Origin of the sequence: Mesorhizobium sp. M4B.F.Ca.ET.203.01.1.1, assembly GCF_004791025.1 — a bacterium.
Lineage (GTDB): Bacteria > Pseudomonadota > Alphaproteobacteria > Rhizobiales > Rhizobiaceae > Mesorhizobium > Mesorhizobium abyssinicae.
Window position 1 is genome coordinate 91083 of record NZ_SRUO01000005.1, and the last position, 16927, is coordinate 108009.

Consider the following 16927-nt stretch of genomic DNA (forward strand, 5'->3'; position numbering starts at 1 on the left):
TCATATGCGCGCTGCTACCACAGGTCGCCCCCAGCGCCGTCGTCTGCATCTTCGCTTGCGGCGCTCTCTTCGGCAAGGGGTACGGCATCTGGGAAGAGCGCTCTCGACGGCCTACCGCTTCCTCGGCAGAAACACGGTAACCTTCGCATTCACGCCGTCTTGCCTCAAGGCCTCGATCAGCATATTCGCTTCCTCTACATCCGTTGTCTTCAGCAATACCCGGATGAGGTTGGAGCCGTTGGGCTGCTTTTCGACTATGGAGACTTCGTAGAGGGGCATGCGGAGGGTATAACACGGAAATGAAGATGGACACGCTAGGCGACTACCTGAAGAGCATCGAGGGTGCTGAGACCAGCAGGCGCGGGTTGCCCGGTCAGGCCGTCTATATCCGCATCGACGGCAACCGCTTCTCCAAGTTCACCAAGGGCATGGAGCGGCCATTTGACCGGCGCATGTCGGCCGCCATGATCGAGACCGCGAAAGGGCTGGTGACTGAGTTCGGCGCGGCTCTTGGTTATACCCAGTCCGATGAGATATCGCTAGTGCTTTGGGAGCCGGTGCCGACCAGCGAGCTTGCGCATGGCGGGAAGTTCCAGAAACTTGCCAGCCGAACCGCCTCCAAGGCCACACATCTGTTCTACAGGGCAGCGATGGCCAACGGGCTTGAGGCGTTCGTGGAGCGGCAGTTTCCCGAGTTCGACTCCAGAGCCTTCGCTGTAAGCCTGGAGGACGCCGCAAAGGCCATTTACTGGCGCGAGATGGACGCGAGGAAGAACGCCATTCAGATGGCGGCGCGTCATCACTTCTCGGCCAAGGCTCTGCATGAGAAGCATGCCGATGACCAGTTGGCGATGCTGGCTGGCGCTGGCGTTGACTTCGATGCATTCCCGACTTTCTTCAAGCGCGGGACGCTCATCAAGCGCGTGAAGGTGCTGCGCGAGATGACGGAGGCAGAGCTTGCCAGGATACCGGAGCAGTATCGGCCGACTGGCCCGATAGACAGGACCGATGTCGTTGAGGTTCCGATGCCAGAGCTTCGGGGCGTCGATGATCGAGCCGGCTTGCTGTTCGCCTGATGGGGCATGGGAAGGGATATAGCGCGGGGAGAGGTGGAGTGCGAGGCAGGGCGGCAACTTCCTGCATCTCTTGGTGCCTGGGTCTAGATCAGACCATATTCACGACGCTGCAGCGCCGGACACTTACTAACCGGACGAACCGGTGCGGCGGAAGCCCGTTCCGCCCTCTCGCATCTGATTGCCAGGGAGACGAGAGCAGCCCAGCGAAAATTTGAAAGAACCTGACCGTTCCAGAATTACCTAGCATTTCCAGCGCTCAAACGCAAATCCCCCTCACCCAGCAGGCCAGATAGAGCGGGGCAAGGAGCGGTCAGCCGTTAGCTTCTGCTGGGCTTGGCGGCGGAAATGCAGGCGAGTGGATTCGTCCTCGGCGGCCCAGATGCCAGATGGGTCAGCGAGGTTGAATAGCCATCTCGCCAGCTCGTCCGTCTGGTCGAAGGCTACTTCCTGGGTAGGGCTTCCGTGATCCATCGCAAGCTGCTCATGATTTGCAGGCCAAGCTCCAGCGTCTCGATGTAGGTGAGATCGCAGACCTTGAGGTTATCGACCAAAAGCTCCCAGCAGGGTTGCTTACCATCGGTGGAGACACGGACCCGAACTCTTTCGCTCATAGAACACCTGTCCAGCGCCCGCGTTCATCAAGTGACATTGCTACCGGCACCACGCGGCCATGAACCAGGACAACGGTCCCGAGCTTTTCGGTGCCCTTGGAATAGGAGAAGAACGGATGCCGGGGATCGACAAGGCAGCCGGTGAACGCACCCCAGAAGAACTTCTCACCGATCTTGATATCCGGGGTCGCAACACCAATGCGCGAATGGAAATGCCCGATCAGCAGGGAAAGGTGCCTACCGTGCTCTGCGGGGATTTCCTCAACGATGACGCGCTTGAGGCCAGCGGTGTCTCTGTGGCCGTGGCGGATGAGGATGTCGCCCATCCTGATGGAACTGTGCCAGCTCCAGCCGACCGGCGCGTCCAGAAGATCCTCAACCGGCCGAAGGAAGGCAGGAGGTATGCGCCCGCGTGTTCTGGCTTTAGCCAGGCGGCCCTCAACGTGGTTCGACACGCATGAGACGCCCTCGGGAAACTCCGCATAGAACGCTCGCATGAAGGCTTGCGCGGCGGCCCATTCGCTATGCGATTGATCGACCTCGGGGAGCTTGGCGAAGTCGGAGAGCCAGTTCAGATCGACCTCATCGCCGATGCAGACGGTGTTGAGGGGCTTGAACTTGTCCCGCACCGCGCAGAGGAAGGCCAGCGCGTCTGGATGATGTGCGGGCGCCTGGAGATCGGGAACGATGAGGGTTATCCCCTCTGGGATGGTCCTTGACGTGAAGCTGCCGCGGCCTGGGTCGAAGGTGGCGGCTTGGATGAAATTGCCTTTGATGAGGCGTTCATAGACGGCGTTGTATTTGACTTTCAATCGTCGGGCCGTCTCGCGGATATTGCCGGTCTGCTCCCAATGAAGAAGCAAGTCGGCATCGGAAAACTTGGGTGGAGCACCCATGCGGTTTGGTCCCTATGCTGTTGACGGGAGGGTCTACGGAATAGAGAGGGCCGGAGCCTCTGGCACCTTGGGGGCTTCGTCGGCCGTAGGCGGCGGCTCGCCGTCATACGCGACACCGCCCTCGCCATCGACGGTAGCTTGCACGCCTTGGCCGCCCTCTGCGCCGTCTTGGGCGGCTTGGAGCGCGTTAGCCTGGCTGGTGGAGTACGGCAGCCGATAGTATCGCGGCTCGCCCTTGCCATCGTCTAGAAGGGCATAGATAGCCACGTCAACGTCGATGTGAGCGCCAAGAACTGTGTACTTGCCGGCAGGCGGCGGCGTGAAGCGCGGGCTTCCTGTAGGCACCCAGAGAGCAAAAGCGGCGATGAGGACGGAGAGAGGCAAGAACAGAGCCGCTAGACGTTTTCCCGCGAGCCATGAGTAGAAACAGAGCAGAAGCGACAGGCCTAGCCAGACCGATGCGTGGATCATTGGGCCGACCTCAACGGGACGAAAACTTCGTTGACCGATCCCGGCACAACCTTGCCGCCAGCCAAACGGAACTGCGCTATGGTGCGTTCCTGGCGCTGCTTGATGGTTAGATCGCGTTCGAGAAGCAGGCTAAAGCCGAACTCCCCGCCAAGCCGGATTTCGGCGTGCACCATGACTTCCGGCTGAGTGATGGAAAAACCGTGGATGTTGAACACCCAGCGGCCATCGGGAAGGCCGCGTGCGAACTGGCATTCGGTGCGCGGGCGGGTCAAGGCGTCCTTGCCGATATCATCGCGCACAAGGTCTAGAACCTCGCCGTTCTTGTTCGAGTAGCCTACAGCCTTCTTGTCTTTCGGATCGCCGCCCCATAGATCGACATCATGGCCGCCCTGCCAGAAGATGCAGACCATGATATCGCCGGGCGGCTTGGTGCTGTCAGGGTTGTTCTTGGCGATCGGGTTGATCTGCGCGAGGACCAGCACGACGAGCGCCGTGAGGCCCAAAAGCATGTTCATGAGCAAGTCACGAACGAGAATCGGCGTCATTTGCCGATCACCCAGGCATTGACGCTAATCCAGAGCGCCGAGACGGCCCCTACAAGCGTGCTACAGAAGGCAACGCCCATGCCAGCCAGAAGAGACGCGGCAACCTTCTGGACGCCCTCAGCGGTCCCAAGCGAGCCGGTGTCGATGTTCTGAAGAGCGATGATGAAGCCGACGACGTTGCCGATGAGGCCGAGCGTCACCAGCCAGACCTCTGTGCGCTCCAGATGGCCGGTCTTGCCGAGGAAGACGCCCACCATGGCGGCAGCGAACACCGCCGAGATCAGGTAGCTGATGTGTGACACGTCATGGGTGAAGACGAACTGGACGTAGCCGAGGGAAGCAGCCCATGCCAATCCGCAGAGGCCGGCGAAATTTAGCACAAAAAGTCTGATCATTGCGCTGCCACCGTCATTGGGCATTTCGGAAGCAGCATCTCGGCCGGGATGATTAACATGGTGTTTGTCTCGTCGCCCGCCGTTGGGGATGGGACGCGGACGCGCTTCAGGTATTGGCGCAGGAGGGGCGGCAAACTTTCGAGATAGAGGCTCCATATCTGACGAGCGGACCTTACGGCGGCCTTGGTGCGCAGGACGGTCTTGCGGTCGGCCTTCATCTGGAATGGCTTGTGGAAGCCGAACATCGCGCCAGGATCGGCGCAGGCCTTGATGCCGGTGAATTCCGTAAACAGAAACATGGTACACGCGGACATGCACCAGCCATGGAAATGGATCTCGGTTCCGGCGTTCGAAAGCGCCTTGTAGCGCTGATAGTATTCCGTGACGGAACCGCCGCCGTCGTTGGTGATGTGAACAATGGGCGGGGAAGGCATCGGCGCAGCGTGCGCACGAATGGTCAGGACTACAGACATGAACATGGCCAAGGCCAACGAAGCCAGCAGAATCGAAAACGCAACCCAGAAGCGCGGATGTTCACCCACGGCGGTATTCCTTCGATTTGAGGAGGGTAGGCTTAGTCCCGGTCGCGATCCCGGCCGGAGATTTTCCAGTAGAGCTGGACGAGCAGATACAGGCAGCCTAGGATCGGGAGCATGAGCGCGGCGGCTTGCGACACCTCTGCGAGCGAAGGCAGCCAGAGCGGCGAGATGACGGAGGCGGCGGCTACAGTATTGGTCACTTTTTCCACCGTCATTTTCCCTCCAAAACGGAGGCTGCTTTCGTCAGCGCTCCATGGCGCCGCGAGCAGATTAGCAATGAGGTTCTGTCCTTCGCCCACAGCCGCGCGATTTCGCCCTCTGTGAGGTCGCGCTCAGGGATGGCGACGACGCCGGAGCAGGCTTGCTTGAGCGATTGCGGGATTTTCGCGGTGACGGGCGGCAGGACAGAATGCCTATCCGTCATGCAGCCAGAGAGCGCCAGCGCGCCGCACAGGAGAAGGATTTTCATGGGCGGCCCGTCCTGTTCACAGCTTTGGCAACGCCCTTCGACATCGCCGGCTTCTGGTCCGCGCCTTCGGTGTGGATGGCGGTTTCAAGCGCGGCTTGCGTCTCGGCAAGCTGGCCCTGAAGCGCTAGATTGTCGGCCTCGATCTGGTCTATCTTGCGCTGATCGGCGGCGACCTTAGCGAGCTGCTTAGCCTGGTCCTCTTCGCGCTGCGCTACCCATGCGGCGCGTTCATGAGACGAGCCATCGGCGTAGCCGCTATTGTATTTATGGGCGCTCCAGAGCAAGAAACCGCCACCAGCGGCCAAAGCTATGACCGCATAGACGATTAGGCTGTCTATGCCGAGCGCGCGCGCTATGGCGGCAATCATTTTATCCCCCAGAAGAAGCCCGCAAGAACCCACAGGACGATGAGCAGGCAGACGATGGAGCCTATGGTCGCGAGGCCGGCATAGAGGACGGTTGCGATCATCATCAGCGGAGGCCCTTCCGGCAGAGCGCCGCCTCTTGCAGTCGGCGCGTCACAAGGCCCTTGATGACCCTGCCGCCAGCCTTCACGAACGAACCGAACGTGTTGCAGGCCGCCACATAGTTCCTGGCATTGAGCTTTGCCGGCATGGATGACTTGCAGAAACCACCGACGCCGATGTTGTAGGTGAGCGAGAGTTCCGCGACGTAGATTTCGGCCGGGATGCCATCCGGGTCTTTGAGGCAGGCCCGCATGCCAGCCTCATGCTTGGTCAGGGAATCGATGAACATCACGTCGCACTGCTCGCGGGTGAAGCGCATGCCCTTCTTGATGCCGGCTGTCTCGCCCCTGCAGGCCGTCCAAACCCCGATCACGTCTTGATAGGCCACAAGGCGAAGGCCCTCATAGCCGCCAACCGTGTTGAAGGCGAGCGTGCCAAGCGCCGTCAGCGCCCCGGCCGCGCCAACCAGGCGTGTTCTCGTTCCCATGGGAACCTCTTGAGATCGATGTGAATTGATGCGAGAAAGGCTGATGACAGAAAAAGACACTCTCGAGCCCCGCCCCTCAGTTGACGCTGAGACGTTGAAAAAGATCAGAGAGGGTCGAAAGGCTCCAGCCGAAGGCTCTGGCGCTTGGGGCGATCTGGCTGGATACCCGGAGTACAAGCCAGCAGTCGGTTAAGCCGCCACGCCCTTGATGACGTTGAAGTTGATCACAGGGGTGTCGGACGACGTTCCGCCAGTCGTCCAGAACGTGATGACGAAACTGCCCGCCGCCACGGTGGTCACGAAATAGAAGTACGTATTGGTCGCGCCGGACTTGATGTTGAGAATGATGGTGTCCGTCGCAGCAACCGCAGAATTCGTTACCGTGAACGACGCTGGAGTGGCGGAGCCGGCAGCGGTGAACATGGTAATGGCGCCGCTCACCTTGTTGAGAGTGACACCCGTTGTGCGGGAAGTACCTTGAGTGACAGTGCCACCAGCACCAGTCGCGTAGCCGATGCCGCTAGTAGCGCCTGCCGAAAGCACCGAGCCAGAGAAAGTCAGCACGCCAGAGGTATGGGTGACCGTGTAATTGCCGTTGTTCCAGTTGATCACGCCGCCAGAGGCAAGGAACAGATCCGACCATGATACCGTGGCCGAGCCGAGAGCAAAGGCGTCGTTCGACGGCGGCATGACACCACCCGTCCCCTTGGCGCCGAGCATCAGGTTGATGTTGGTATCGCCGCCAGCCGCAACAAGCTGGACTGCTGCGCCGGGGTTCGAGGCGATCGTGTGGACGTAGTTGCCGGAAGCGCTGGTGTTCGTAGAGATGCGGCTGTAGATGCCGCCACTCACGTTATACATGAAGAAGCCGCCATCCTGCGCGATCCAGTAATGGGAATTGGCGGAGTTGCTGACTTCAGAATGTTGTGTCCATGCATAGTTGCCGAGCGCGTCCGACGTGTACCATTCGACGCGCCCCTTCGTCGGCAGAAGGATTGCGTGCTGGTAGTTGGTCGAAGCGTCCTTGGTGAGGCCATTGCTATAGAACGTCAGGCCGGTGCGGAACTTCGCCCCGTTGTTCCCGATGAAAAATGCCGAGTCAGCATCAGACGGGGAGGCATTGCTACCACCGGATGCCATGAAGATGCCGAAGGTGCGGCCCTGAACATAGGTACTCTCCGGAGAGATGACCGGGTTGACAGGCGTCGAATTGAGGTTCGTAATCTCGACCTCAAGGCCCTGCATAGTGGTGTTCGAACCGGATCGCTTTACCCCTTCGAAATATCCGCCCCAGCCGACCGAACTGCCCGATGTCGCATGACCTGACGAGAAGCCCGCCACACCCCAATAACTGGTCTGACTATCGGCGCCATCAAGCGAACGTGTCGCACCGAGGATGCCGCCATGGGGGAACCCGGCGACAGGGTTTGTCACAGACGACAGTGCCGAGCCGACAAGCAGATACGACATATTGAAGGCCGAACCTGAGCCCTGCTCGTCAAGTAGCCAAGAGCCAGCGCCAGACGATCCCATGCCGGATGAATCACCCATCCAGCCGGTAGCCCCAAGCCCGAGCAAAAGGCGGTCATTGAAACGGTGGAAGTTCGGCGTGCTGATACCGAGGTCCTGCGCTCCTTGCGCCTTGACCCATGCGCCAGCCGTGCCGTCCAGTTGCCCGCCGGTCTTGATGACATAGACGCGCTGGAGCGGATCACGGACCTGCTTCATCGTGAAGTTGGTCGTGCCCGTCAGATTCACTGCCGTGCCAGCAATTGCATCCGTGGGGCTGGCGGCCAGTTTGAAGGTATTCGCATCGATCACGATGGCGTAATAGACGGTGTTCAAAGTCAGGCCGTTGACTGTCGTGGTCGGGACGACGCCTGAGCCGGTCGAGAGCAGATGCCCTGCTTTGGTGATGATCTCCGTACCGCTATCGACTGAGGTCGATGTCACACTTTGGATGACGGTGCGCGTGGACAGGTCAGAGCCATCCCACTTGAACCAGCCCTCCTGCCCGAAGTCGGTCACATAGGCTAGGGCGTCCTTAGTGGTGTCCAGGCCTGGAAGAAGGGCCAGCGTGGTATAGGTCGGGAGGACAAGGTTCAGCCGTGCCGCATCAGCGGCGGTCGCGTTCGTTCCGCCGTTTGCTATTGGCAGCGTGCCGGTGACACCAGTTGTCAGCGGCAGACCGGTCAGATTGGTAGCGACACCAGCCGAGGGCGTTCCAAGATCTCCGTTCTGGAAATAGGCGAGGCCTGTGCCGCTCTCGTCCGTCATCAGTGCGCGGAGGTTGGCGCTCGACGGCGTTGCGGTGAAGGTATCGAAGCCGGCGGCGCGCGTGACGAGCGCCCAACTCGCCAGGTCGGCATCGTATGGCTGAAGCACCTGCGCGAACGCTATACTTGTTGTCCCGATGGTGATCGGGTCGGAAGTCGTAACCTGCCACCAGCCAGAACCAACGGTGCCGCCGACGACATTGACCATCGTCCCAGTCTTGACATCGCGATTGCCGGAGAAATCCTTGGTGCGCGACCAGACGCCAGTCGAGACTTTCCAGATGCCGTTGTCTACGCCCGCCGTCTGGTTCTTCACCAGCACGCGGTCATCCGTGACCACTGCCACCCCGTCGATGGTCTGCTCACCGGAAAGCGTGATGTTCGCGGTCGTCGCGACGAGGCACGGGCCTTTGATCGCGGTCGAGCTGGAGAGCCCGTCAGTGCGGTCGATCTGGATGCTGGTCACTGGGCAGGCTCCATGAATAAACCGCTCCGAGAGAAGCGGCCTTGCGAAATTCTGGGTTTTGGAGTTGAGTGCGCGGCAATGCAGAAATCGGCCGCTTTAGACTTTGTGATCGCCTCGGCTATCGGGGCGGTGCTTCTGGTGATCGTGGGCTTCTTCGCCCAAGGTGATGGACTGTCGTTTTCCTACTGGCTCGCAAGAACGCGAGAGCCGTGGGCCTGGTGCCTTGTCGGCATCCTGATCGGTTCCGGCCTACGGTTTCTGCGCCGTTGAACCAGTTCGTCGCGTTCATATCCTTCGCCGTGGCGTGGTCGCTTGCCGCCAGCCTCTTGATCGGCTCCGTCAATCCGGCTGTGCTATTCGCCGTCTGGCTTCTCGGCTTCCTGTGGGGAACCGGCTATATCGCCGCCGGTCTCCGAGAGGCTGACTTGCTCCTGAAGCGATGGCTCCAGATGATGGCCGGTGTTGCCGTGCTTGCGGTGATAGGTGCCGGCCTGCTCAGTTGAACGGCGTCAGTGGCTTGGGCATGATGCTGCGCTGCCCATATTGCGTGCGCCGCTTGCTTTCAGTCTTGCGCATGAAGCCGGGGCTTGCTGCTTCCCGCATTGAGTTCAGGAACAGAAAATCCAACGCCGGCCGCACATAGAACAGGTTCGCAAACGGCGTGTTCTGTGTCGTGAAGTTCAGCCAGTCGGCGAGCTTCACCTGTTCATCCGCGCTTATGCTGGCGTCCCTCGCCTTCAGGATCAGATCCATCGCATCGAATGCCGTGCCGAGCGCTGGCCCCATGGCGGTCTCTGCGATACCGGAGCCGAAGCGATTGACGCGGCCGAAGAGGTAGTCGCCATAGATGCCGGCTGCGCCGCCTTGAACGAAGGCCGCCTCCCACGTCTTGATGTCGGTCGGGTCTCGCGGTGGCCAATATCCCCTGGTCAAATCCTTCATTGTCATCGCGGCATAGCCGGCCATCGTCAGACCGGCGATGAGCGTGCCGATATGGGCGGTTTGCTCCAATTTTGCGCCTTGCCTGAAGCCGAAGGCGGCGCGGCCGATTACCCGCTGGGAAAAAGCGATCGGAAAGCCCTTGAACTGCATGATGAAGCGGATGCCTTCGCCTGCCAGCGTGCCGGGACGGGTGCCCCACGTCGTCGTGCGGCGAGAGCGCGCATCGGTCTCGATCACGCCATACGATGTCTCATCCGCGACGAAGCGGTGCAGCGCCATTTCCAGATCGTGCCTGGCAGTGTCGGCATCCTTACCCAGACCGGCCACCGCCTCATCGGGCAGATTGCGAACCTGATCCGGCGTGATGTAGGCTTTGCCGCCGATGTCCCGCCCTTCGATCTTGCGGATGGCCTCCCACTGCTTTTCGCCGATGCCATGCAGGCCAAGCACATGGCGATAGTTCGCCGGCAGATCGGCAAAGGCTGCCTTTGCCCTCATGCCCATCTCTGCCGAGATCATACGACCAGCCGAAGCGCGTTGGATGTCGGTCCACCAGGATAGGCCGTTCCAACGGAAGAACGTCTCTTGCGCTTTCGAGAGGCGACCAACTGGGCCGTCCACCGCCGCTGCCGGCGAAACGATGTGGCCAATGATGCCGTCGAAGCCCTCGCCCAGCAGGTAGGATATCTCCGCCATCTCGCCCTTCGGCCTACCATGGCGAAGTCCGTCAAGCTGGGCAACGAAGCCCTTGAAGAAGCCGGAGCCACGGAACTGCGAGGCAAGCCCCGCCGTCACGGTATCCGACATCGAAGACCAGATGGCGGCCCCAAGCTTAGCCATCGACTGGACGGCGCGGATATCGCCGCCGATCTTGGCTGCCGTAACATCAACCGGGCGAGAGATCATGCCGGTTGAGATGTCGATCGCATGCCGCAACTGGCCTGCGTCCGTCGTCAGGCCCTTCATGCGCTTGATCTTCTCGGCCGGCGAGAGGCTTGCGTCTTCCTTGATCGAGCGCTTCAGGCCATCCACCAGTGAGCCGAACATCAATTCCGGATTTGGCCCGAGCGCTTCCATGTTGGCTGCCATCCGGGAGGCAGAGCGCAGATGCGCCACCATGCCAGACGTCGTGGTGCCGAAGCCGAATTCATCGCGGTAGGACAGGGCCGCATCTGCATCCTTGAAATGCAGGACGCGAGACTTACCGAGCGATTTCGCCAGATTGGCCGGGTTGACGCGCTGTCCCAATTCCTTCGGCGTCGGCTTGTTCGGCATGCCGGTAACGAGCGTGTCATAGATGCCGGAAAGCGCCTCTTCTATCTCGCCGGCCGAGCTCACATCGGGAAACGTGCGAGCAAGATCAAGCTTAGGCAGGATGGAAGAAATCCACGCTTCCTTACCAGCTGCGATCATCTTCATGTCGTCATGCGTCTGCGCACCGGCCCAGCCGTCCAGTTTGCCGATCGATGCCCCAAGCTTGTTCAGATCGGTGCGGCTCATCTCGGCATAGGTGGCGAATGTCTTGGCGACGAGCTGCGCGTCCTTGTTGCCGGTGATGCCAGGCTTGCCGCCCTCCTTCAGTTCCGCCATCTCGCGCATGATGTCGGCGTCAAGCTTCGGATCACGCAAGGCATGCATGAGATGCGGCGACTTGGCCTGCAATTCACCGAACAACCCGCCGATATAGCGGGCCTCATAGGCCATGTTCAGCGCGCCGACCGAGTTGCGTCCGCCCTCGATGCCCCGCTGCGTGCCCTCCAGAACGGCAAGGAGCGCCTTGCGCGGCGACATGCCAGCATTGATGAAACCGGTGACGGTCTGGTCAAGACGGTCGCGAACAAGGATGTTCAGGGCGGCGTGACGGCGCTGCATGGCCGCCGCAATCTTGGTGCGCTCTGCTTCCCGTTCGGCAAAGGACTCCAGCTTGTCGGCCATGCCGTCGATGTTGCCGCTGGCCTGTAGCGTCTGCTTGTATTCGGCCATGCGCTGGAAGGCGGCTTCGATCTCTTCGCGGTTGAGCTTTTGGCCCGAAGCTGCGTTGGCCGCATTGAAACAGGCATCGCCGATCTTGTAGCGGATTTTCATGCGGCGGCCATTTCTCGCGGAACAGGTTGGAACCGATGCATCTTGGCTTTTGCTGCGAGATAAGCGGTATGCGCGTCTTGTGGCGTTGGGTAATGTCCGAGGAAGGTGCGCTTTCCTTCCACCGTAATGGTCGCCACCCAAGGCTTCGTTTTATGCTGCTTCCAGTAGACACCCACGTAACCGCTGGTGCAGTTTGTGGGTATTTTCATGTTCTGGAGGTTTTCCGCGTGCGTACATTCGCGAAGGTTACCCCACGCGTTGTTGGCGAAGTCTCCGTCGCTATGGTCCACGCTATCCTTGGGCCACTCGCCCGTCATGTATAGGACGGCCAGCCGGTGGGCCGAATAGGAGTACCCGTCAATTCGGATGGCGATATAGCCTCGATTGGTGATTGACCCGGCGATCTGTCCGGGTTGCCATTTGGAAACATTCTTCCCCGAAGAGCCGCCACGCTTCAAGCGGGTGAAGTGGCCCGTCTCTGGGTCGTAGGAAAACAGTTCCTTCAGCTTTGCTGCTGTCAGAACTTGTTCTTTTTTGTTGGTCATTTTGTGCCTCACAAACAATGAGGAAATCTAGCAGAAATTCGCTGCTATATCAAACAGTTGGCTACCGACTTGAGCGCTTCGGCATAGCCTTCTGCCACCTCGTAATCCATGTGCGCCTGGGCCATTGTCGCCACGTCCTGCTCTGTCAGCCGGCCTTCGTCCGCAAGCTGCGTGATGTCGGCTTCTTCCTTGAAGGCGCCGGTGTTGGCATCGACGCCGTACTGAGCGGCGAGAGTCTTGGCGTCTTCTGGCTTGGCGATGGATGCTTGGGCCTTGGCGTGGCCCTCGGGCAGCGGTTCGGGCGCAGCCTTGGCGGTATCTACGCGCGCTTGGCCTGCATTGCTGCTAGAACGCGCAAATTGCTCGCTATCCGGCGCATTTGTTCCGCGTCGTCCTTGTGCGCCGTTGCTGCCCTGCGCTCCAACATCTTGGCCTGCTCTAGATGCTGAGCCGGGTTCATCGAAGAAGGGGATGTTGAAGGCTGGTTCATTGGAAAATCCTTGGCCGCGCTCATCCATGGCGTCGGCAAATTTACGATAATCCTCATAGATCGCATGTTCAAGTGCGGTCGCTGGATCAAGGTTATCTTGGCCGGTCAGTTGAGCCGCCCGGCGAATTATGTTGTCGTCAACCTTGTGCTCGATGCCGAGCGTATCCAGTGCGCCGTTTACCTCATCAAGCACGCGGCGGTAACTGTCCTGCGCGCCTTGGTCGTGAGCGAACTGTTCATGAGCAAGTTTTCGGCCGCCATCCAGGCGGTTGGAGAAACCGGGCTGTCCGTCACGTTCCGCAGACAGCATGTCCAGAAGGTCGCGGGTCGTTGACTTCGCTACCGCCGTCTCTGGGTCGCCATAGATGTGGTCGAAGAACCCGGCTTCCGCAGCGGCTTCACGCGCATAATCGAGGCCCTTGCCGCGCTTCGTTACGAGCGCGCCACCGCCCGGAACGAACTTGCGGGACAGCCCCATCGTGGCCAACTCGCCGCCATCATCCTTGATGCCGCCCACGCTTTTCGAGGCAAGGAATTGCATAAGGCTGACAGGCTGCGGAGGAGCGGCCCCCACAGGCATGTCCTCGTTGACGATCCGATCAATGGCCGCCTGCCGGCTTTCTGGCGAACTGGGCTCGAACAGCGCTGAAGGCTCTACCGGCCCAAGGCTGTCAGCAACGCGCTGAAGCGGCTCCGTCGCGTTCGGCGACAGATTGACATCCTCGCCTCGGACAACCGCATCAATGCCCTCGTTCAGGGCAATGCGGGCCTCCTGCGTGGTCTTCAGGTCGGACAGGCGCGCATCTGCCTCCGATAGCGCCCTTGCCTCTGCGCGCCCGCCTATGACCCCGTGCAGCGCTCCGAAAGCACCCCCCAGCAATGCAGCCGTGGCAATCTGCGAAATCGTCGTCTGCCAGGATACATCGTCGCCGAACTTGGCGCGCTCGCCGGCCGTGGCAATGCTGGCGACACCAGTATTGATCGCGGCATCGGCCGCCGTCGTCAGTAGCCGGCCGCCGACATAGCCAAACCGCGCCACCTGTGCAGACTGGACTGCCTCACCAAAGACCGGGATATAATTGATCGGGTCAAGGGCCTGCCCGCCAAGTCCGCCGACGAAGGACCAGAAAGGCCGCTTCTGCGAGAAATAGTCGCGCGCCTTCTTTGCATCGTCGGAAGCGGCAAGGGCCTGCGCCCGCGCTTCGGTCATGCCGGGATCGTAGGGGATGTCGTTGCGAAAGTAGGGCGAGGCCTTGTACTGGTCCTCGCTCAAGGCTCCCATTGATTGCCTGCGCGCGGCCAACTCTTCCGGCGTCTCCCAGCGGCTCTTGAGAAAGTCCCGCTCGCCTGGATCGGCTGTAATGCCCGGAGTGGTCGGAGCCTCCTCCGGCATGGTGAAATGCCGAATGGCGGTGCCAAGCCCGAAGGATTCCAGCACACCGGTCTTGGCGCTCTGCTCCAGCGTCGAATAGAGGCTCAACGGCGTGTCGAGCGCATCCTGCATCCATTCTCCGCCAGTGGCGCCGGTATAGGTCGGCCCGCCTGTCATCGAATAGACGCCACTCATTGCGCCATCATCCCGTCACGCAGGCTGGTATCGGGCGAGACATAGGCGTCACCCGTATTGCCGAGGAAGTCGGAAAGCGAGCCGCCCGACTGTGGCTGTGCCGCCTGCAGCGCCTTCGGCTTGAAGATGATCGGGTTGCCAGACTGGTCCGCAACCGCAAGGCTGGTCTTCGGATCGATGAACACATAGCCATCGCCAGAGTTACGGAAGTAGCCGTTCGCCATGATGTCGTCGGTCTTCTGCTGGGCGGCGGCGGTGAGAATGGCTTTGGTGCCATCGGTTGCCTTGGCGTCGGCCGGGACCGCCAGCGCGGTCGTGATGGCCGCGCGCACATCGGGCAGCGCGGCGGTCAATCCAGCGCTCACGGTCGCTGCATCCTCGCTCTTCGGCACAAGGATCTGCATGTTGGCGTCGTCCACCACGGACACATCGCCGTACAGGTCTTTTGACACACCCGCGATTGCTTGGTCCATCGTCTCGCCATTGCGCAGGCGAAGGTTGACGGCGTTGTTGATCAGTTTCGAATCCCGCAAGGCGCGGGTGTAGTTGTCTGCCGTGCCGTTGGACAGGCCGTAGTAGATGTCGCCGATCTGGCCTTGATCCATGACGGAGGCTTGCACGGCTTCATCGATATTCGCCGGCTTGATGTCGCCGGGGATATTGCCCGCCAGTTTGGTCGGATCGACCATGGCAGCTTGGAACAAACGCTGAGCCGCGCCCTGATCGCCGCGCGAAAGCGCCTCGAATGCGCCCTGCGTGATGTCGGGCAGCCCTTCCGCGACCATCTGGTTGAACAACATTTGGCGCTGTGCCGGGTCGTTGGTGGCCATGACGATGCTCGCCACGGCGCCGATGCGATTGGCCTGCGGCTGGGCTTCGTCCTTGAACACGCCGACTGCGCTGGTAGCGATGGCCTTGGGCAGTGGCTGGGGGTCTTTGATGCCGATCTGCTGCTGCGCTGCTATCGAAGCGGCAACCGCCGATTGATAGTTGCCGGCACTCTGCGCGTTGTTCCACTGTTCGTTGACGGCGGGGAAGGCATTGCGCACATAGCTTGCCGGGTCGGCATCCCGCGCCTTGATGGTGGCTTCCTGAGCGCTCGCCAGAGTGTCATAACGCTTGGCCTGCAACGCAGCATCGTCGCCCGAGGAAGTCGGCCTGGCCGCGCTCACCATCGACTGGATGTCTTCTGCCGACATCGTGCGCATGGAGTAGGCTTGCTCGCTCGTCTGCATAGAGGCGACGAACGAGTCATAGCGAGATGCGCCTTCCTGTGGCCCGTAGGCTTGGAAGAACTGCTCCTGGCTCGGCATGGTGCCGGTGTACTGCCCCGTCGAGAGCATCGCGGCCGGGCCGTTGGTGGTCGCGACATCGATGTTGGCGCGGGTCTCGGCGGCGATCTGGTTGTTGCGGGTGTCTACCTCATTGTCGATGACATAGCGCTGCTCTGGAGAAAGCGCCTTGTACCAATCGGGGTTATCGCCGGCCCCGGCCTCATGGATGGCTTTCGCCATCTTGGCGTTTGCCCAGTCCTTCACCTCGCCAACTGTCTTGCCCGCGAGGATCGAGCGATTGGCCGCGATAGCCTGCGGGCTGAAGACGGCGCTCGCCGGAGTATCGTCACTCGCCTTGCCGAGCTTTTCAGCCACGCCATAGCCACTGAAGTGAGCAAGGTAGATTTCACCCGGTGTCGGGTCGCGGCCGAGGTCACGCTTCAACCCGGCGATATTGTCTGCCGTCAGCCTGGCGCCGGCATCGGCGTTGGCTGCCGCATCGAACTTGTTGCGGAGATGGTACTGAGCCGCAGTGCCGTCCACGAACTGGAACAACCCACCGGCAGAGGATGTGCCCGCCTTGGCATTCGGGTTCATCCCGCTTTCGATCTGGGCAATGCCGAGAGCGATTGCCGGCGGAACACCATGCCGCGCTGCTGCTGCCGCTACGATCCCGGCGACCGGTCCTTTCGGCTTCGAGATGATCGAAGGATCTTGATCGACCGCCAGCTTGCCACGGCTGAACTCGGCATCCTCGATATACTGCTTGCGCCGCGCTTCTGCCTGGCTCGGGTCGAGAAGGCCCGCCTGTTGTCCCTGCTGGATCGCTCCGGCAATGTCGGCCTTGGCCTTGGCCCTTACGTCGGCCGGCGTGTTCGGATCGACATAGAGCCGGCGGTTGGTCTCAAGCGCGTTGTCGAAGGCGACGGTTTCGGCCTCGCGCTGGACCGTGACGCCATGATCGTTGATGCCGTTGTTGACGCGGAAGGCATCTGTGCCAGCGCCGATCGACCAGCGCTCGCGCATCTGCGGATCACGGATCAGGTTGGCGGCTTTTTTGACCACATCGCCCGTCAGTGCGGAAGCGCGCTTGTTATAGGTCGCGTAGTCCGGATCGTGTTTGAACTGGTCCTGGACCTCCAGGAGGCCCTTGGTCTTCTCGGCCTCTGCCCGCGCGATATCCACGGTGTTCTGCTGCTGCTGGCGCTCTGCGCCGATCTGCTGGAGATCAGCGCCAAGACTTGCCAGCCCACGACCAATGCCACTCGTATCGATCGAGGCAATGACGCGTTTGGACTGAAGGGCGACCGGGCCGCTAAGGTCCAG

At 60.9% G+C, this 16927-nt stretch carries 18 protein-coding genes; 3 read left to right on the forward strand and 15 right to left on the reverse strand.

What is annotated here, in order from left to right; genetic code table 11:
* Positions 1-305 precede the first annotated feature (305 nt).
* Positions 306-1076 (forward strand): tRNA(His) guanylyltransferase Thg1 family protein, encoded by a 771-nt coding sequence (locus tag EN846_RS12980; protein ID WP_189523692.1) that lies wholly within the window; start codon positions 306-308, stop codon positions 1074-1076.
* A gap of 440 nt (positions 1077-1516) precedes the next feature.
* On the opposite strand, the gene EN846_RS35095 is transcribed toward EN846_RS12980, so the two are convergent.
* The 11 genes from EN846_RS35095 to EN846_RS13030 all read right to left on the reverse strand — a co-directional run bounded on the left by EN846_RS35095 (position 1517) and on the right by EN846_RS13030 (position 8698).
* Positions 1517-1687, reverse strand: coding sequence for a hypothetical protein (locus tag EN846_RS35095; RefSeq protein WP_189523691.1), 171 nt, complete (start codon positions 1685-1687; stop codon positions 1517-1519).
* Entirely contained in the window at positions 1684-2583 is a 900-nt protein-coding gene (locus EN846_RS12985; protein WP_135913904.1) for a hypothetical protein, read from the reverse strand. Before EN846_RS12985 ends, EN846_RS35095 begins: the two co-directional genes overlap by 4 nt.
* A gap of 33 nt (positions 2584-2616) precedes the next feature.
* The gene (locus tag EN846_RS12990; protein ID WP_135913903.1) at positions 2617-3054 is read right to left on the reverse strand and encodes a hypothetical protein; all 438 of its coding nucleotides are present in this window, start codon (positions 3052-3054) and stop codon (positions 2617-2619) included.
* Complete coding sequence (locus EN846_RS12995) at positions 3051-3599, reverse strand: hypothetical protein (RefSeq protein ID WP_135913902.1); 549 nt, start codon at positions 3597-3599, stop codon at positions 3051-3053. The genes EN846_RS12990 and EN846_RS12995 overlap by 4 nt, the downstream gene beginning before the upstream one ends.
* Positions 3596-3994 carry a MotA/TolQ/ExbB proton channel family protein gene (locus EN846_RS13000; RefSeq protein WP_135913901.1) on the reverse strand — a complete coding sequence of 133 codons (399 nt, stop codon included), beginning with the start codon at positions 3992-3994 and terminating at the stop codon, positions 3596-3598. The genes EN846_RS12995 and EN846_RS13000 overlap by 4 nt, the downstream gene beginning before the upstream one ends.
* Positions 3991-4536, reverse strand: a complete 546-nt coding sequence (locus EN846_RS13005) for a hypothetical protein (RefSeq protein ID WP_135913900.1) — start codon at positions 4534-4536, stop codon at positions 3991-3993. The genes EN846_RS13000 and EN846_RS13005 overlap by 4 nt, the downstream gene beginning before the upstream one ends.
* A 32-nt stretch (positions 4537-4568) precedes the next feature.
* The gene (locus tag EN846_RS13010) at positions 4569-4748 is read right to left on the reverse strand and encodes a hypothetical protein (RefSeq protein WP_135908419.1); all 180 of its coding nucleotides are present in this window, start codon (positions 4746-4748) and stop codon (positions 4569-4571) included.
* Positions 4745-5002, reverse strand: coding sequence for a hypothetical protein (locus tag EN846_RS13015; protein WP_245518719.1), 258 nt, complete (start codon positions 5000-5002; stop codon positions 4745-4747). Before EN846_RS13015 ends, EN846_RS13010 begins: the two co-directional genes overlap by 4 nt.
* A complete protein-coding gene (locus EN846_RS13020) occupies positions 4999-5370 on the reverse strand; it encodes a hypothetical protein (RefSeq protein WP_135913899.1) in 372 nt (123 codons plus the stop codon). The genes EN846_RS13015 and EN846_RS13020 overlap by 4 nt, the downstream gene beginning before the upstream one ends.
* A gap of 103 nt (positions 5371-5473) precedes the next feature.
* Positions 5474-5956, reverse strand: coding sequence for a lysozyme (locus EN846_RS13025; protein ID WP_135913898.1), 483 nt, complete (start codon positions 5954-5956; stop codon positions 5474-5476).
* Between the two features lie 189 nt (positions 5957-6145).
* Positions 6146-8698 carry a hypothetical protein gene (locus tag EN846_RS13030; protein ID WP_135913897.1) on the reverse strand — a complete coding sequence of 851 codons (2553 nt, stop codon included), beginning with the start codon at positions 8696-8698 and terminating at the stop codon, positions 6146-6148.
* A 78-nt stretch (positions 8699-8776) separates the two neighbouring features.
* On the opposite strand from EN846_RS13030, the gene EN846_RS13035 reads away from it, so the two are divergent.
* Together EN846_RS13035 and EN846_RS13040 are read left to right on the forward strand one after the other, a co-directional pair.
* A complete protein-coding gene (locus EN846_RS13035) occupies positions 8777-8968 on the forward strand; it encodes a hypothetical protein (protein ID WP_135913896.1) in 192 nt (63 codons plus the stop codon).
* Positions 8965-9201, forward strand: a complete 237-nt coding sequence (locus EN846_RS13040) for a hypothetical protein (protein ID WP_135913895.1) — start codon at positions 8965-8967, stop codon at positions 9199-9201. Before EN846_RS13035 ends, EN846_RS13040 begins: the two co-directional genes overlap by 4 nt.
* On the opposite strand, the gene EN846_RS13045 is transcribed toward EN846_RS13040, so the two are convergent.
* Genes EN846_RS13045 through EN846_RS13060 form a run of 4 tightly spaced genes read right to left on the reverse strand, consistent with a single transcriptional unit; the run spans position 9194 to position 16786 of the window.
* On the reverse strand, positions 9194-11725 hold the full coding sequence (locus tag EN846_RS13045) for a hypothetical protein (protein WP_135913894.1): 2532 nt from the start codon (positions 11723-11725) through the stop codon (positions 9194-9196). The two genes, EN846_RS13040 and EN846_RS13045, sit on opposite strands and share 8 nt — an antisense overlap.
* Positions 11722-12270 carry an HNH endonuclease signature motif containing protein gene (locus EN846_RS13050; RefSeq protein ID WP_135913893.1) on the reverse strand — a complete coding sequence of 183 codons (549 nt, stop codon included), beginning with the start codon at positions 12268-12270 and terminating at the stop codon, positions 11722-11724. The genes EN846_RS13045 and EN846_RS13050 overlap by 4 nt, the downstream gene beginning before the upstream one ends.
* Positions 12271-12314: 44 nt before the next feature.
* Positions 12315-14327, reverse strand: coding sequence for a hypothetical protein (locus tag EN846_RS13055; protein WP_135913892.1), 2013 nt, complete (start codon positions 14325-14327; stop codon positions 12315-12317).
* Complete coding sequence (locus EN846_RS13060; protein WP_189523690.1) at positions 14324-16786, reverse strand: transglycosylase SLT domain-containing protein; 2463 nt, start codon at positions 16784-16786, stop codon at positions 14324-14326. Before EN846_RS13060 ends, EN846_RS13055 begins: the two co-directional genes overlap by 4 nt.
* Positions 16787-16927: the final 141 nt, after the last annotated feature.

Excerpts from the sequence above, each read along its gene's own strand:
- EN846_RS35095 (WP_189523691.1), bottom strand. The coding sequence starts at position 1,687 with ATGAGCGAAAGAGTTCGGGTCCGTGTCTCCACCGATGGTAAGCAACCC.
- EN846_RS12990 (WP_135913903.1), bottom strand. The coding sequence starts at position 3,054 with ATGATCCACGCATCGGTCTGGCTAGGCCTGTCGCTTCTGCTCTGTTTC.
- EN846_RS13050 (WP_135913893.1), bottom strand. The coding sequence starts at position 12,270 with ATGACCAACAAAAAAGAACAAGTTCTGACAGCAGCAAAGCTGAAGGAA.
- EN846_RS13025 (WP_135913898.1), bottom strand. The coding sequence starts at position 5,956 with ATGGGAACGAGAACACGCCTGGTTGGCGCGGCCGGGGCGCTGACGGCG.
- EN846_RS13035 (WP_135913896.1), top strand. The coding sequence starts at position 8,777 with ATGCAGAAATCGGCCGCTTTAGACTTTGTGATCGCCTCGGCTATCGGG.
- EN846_RS13045 (WP_135913894.1), bottom strand. The coding sequence starts at position 11,725 with ATGAAAATCCGCTACAAGATCGGCGATGCCTGTTTCAATGCGGCCAAC.
- EN846_RS13055 (WP_135913892.1), bottom strand. The coding sequence starts at position 14,327 with ATGAGTGGCGTCTATTCGATGACAGGCGGGCCGACCTATACCGGCGCC.
- EN846_RS12985 (WP_135913904.1), bottom strand. The coding sequence starts at position 2,583 with ATGGGTGCTCCACCCAAGTTTTCCGATGCCGACTTGCTTCTTCATTGG.
- EN846_RS13015 (WP_245518719.1), bottom strand. The coding sequence starts at position 5,002 with ATGAAAATCCTTCTCCTGTGCGGCGCGCTGGCGCTCTCTGGCTGCATG.
- EN846_RS13010 (WP_135908419.1), bottom strand. The coding sequence starts at position 4,748 with ATGACGGTGGAAAAAGTGACCAATACTGTAGCCGCCGCCTCCGTCATC.
- EN846_RS12995 (WP_135913902.1), bottom strand. The coding sequence starts at position 3,599 with ATGACGCCGATTCTCGTTCGTGACTTGCTCATGAACATGCTTTTGGGC.
- EN846_RS12980 (WP_189523692.1), top strand. The coding sequence starts at position 306 with ATGGACACGCTAGGCGACTACCTGAAGAGCATCGAGGGTGCTGAGACC.
- EN846_RS13000 (WP_135913901.1), bottom strand. The coding sequence starts at position 3,994 with ATGATCAGACTTTTTGTGCTAAATTTCGCCGGCCTCTGCGGATTGGCA.
- EN846_RS13020 (WP_135913899.1), bottom strand. The coding sequence starts at position 5,370 with ATGATTGCCGCCATAGCGCGCGCGCTCGGCATAGACAGCCTAATCGTC.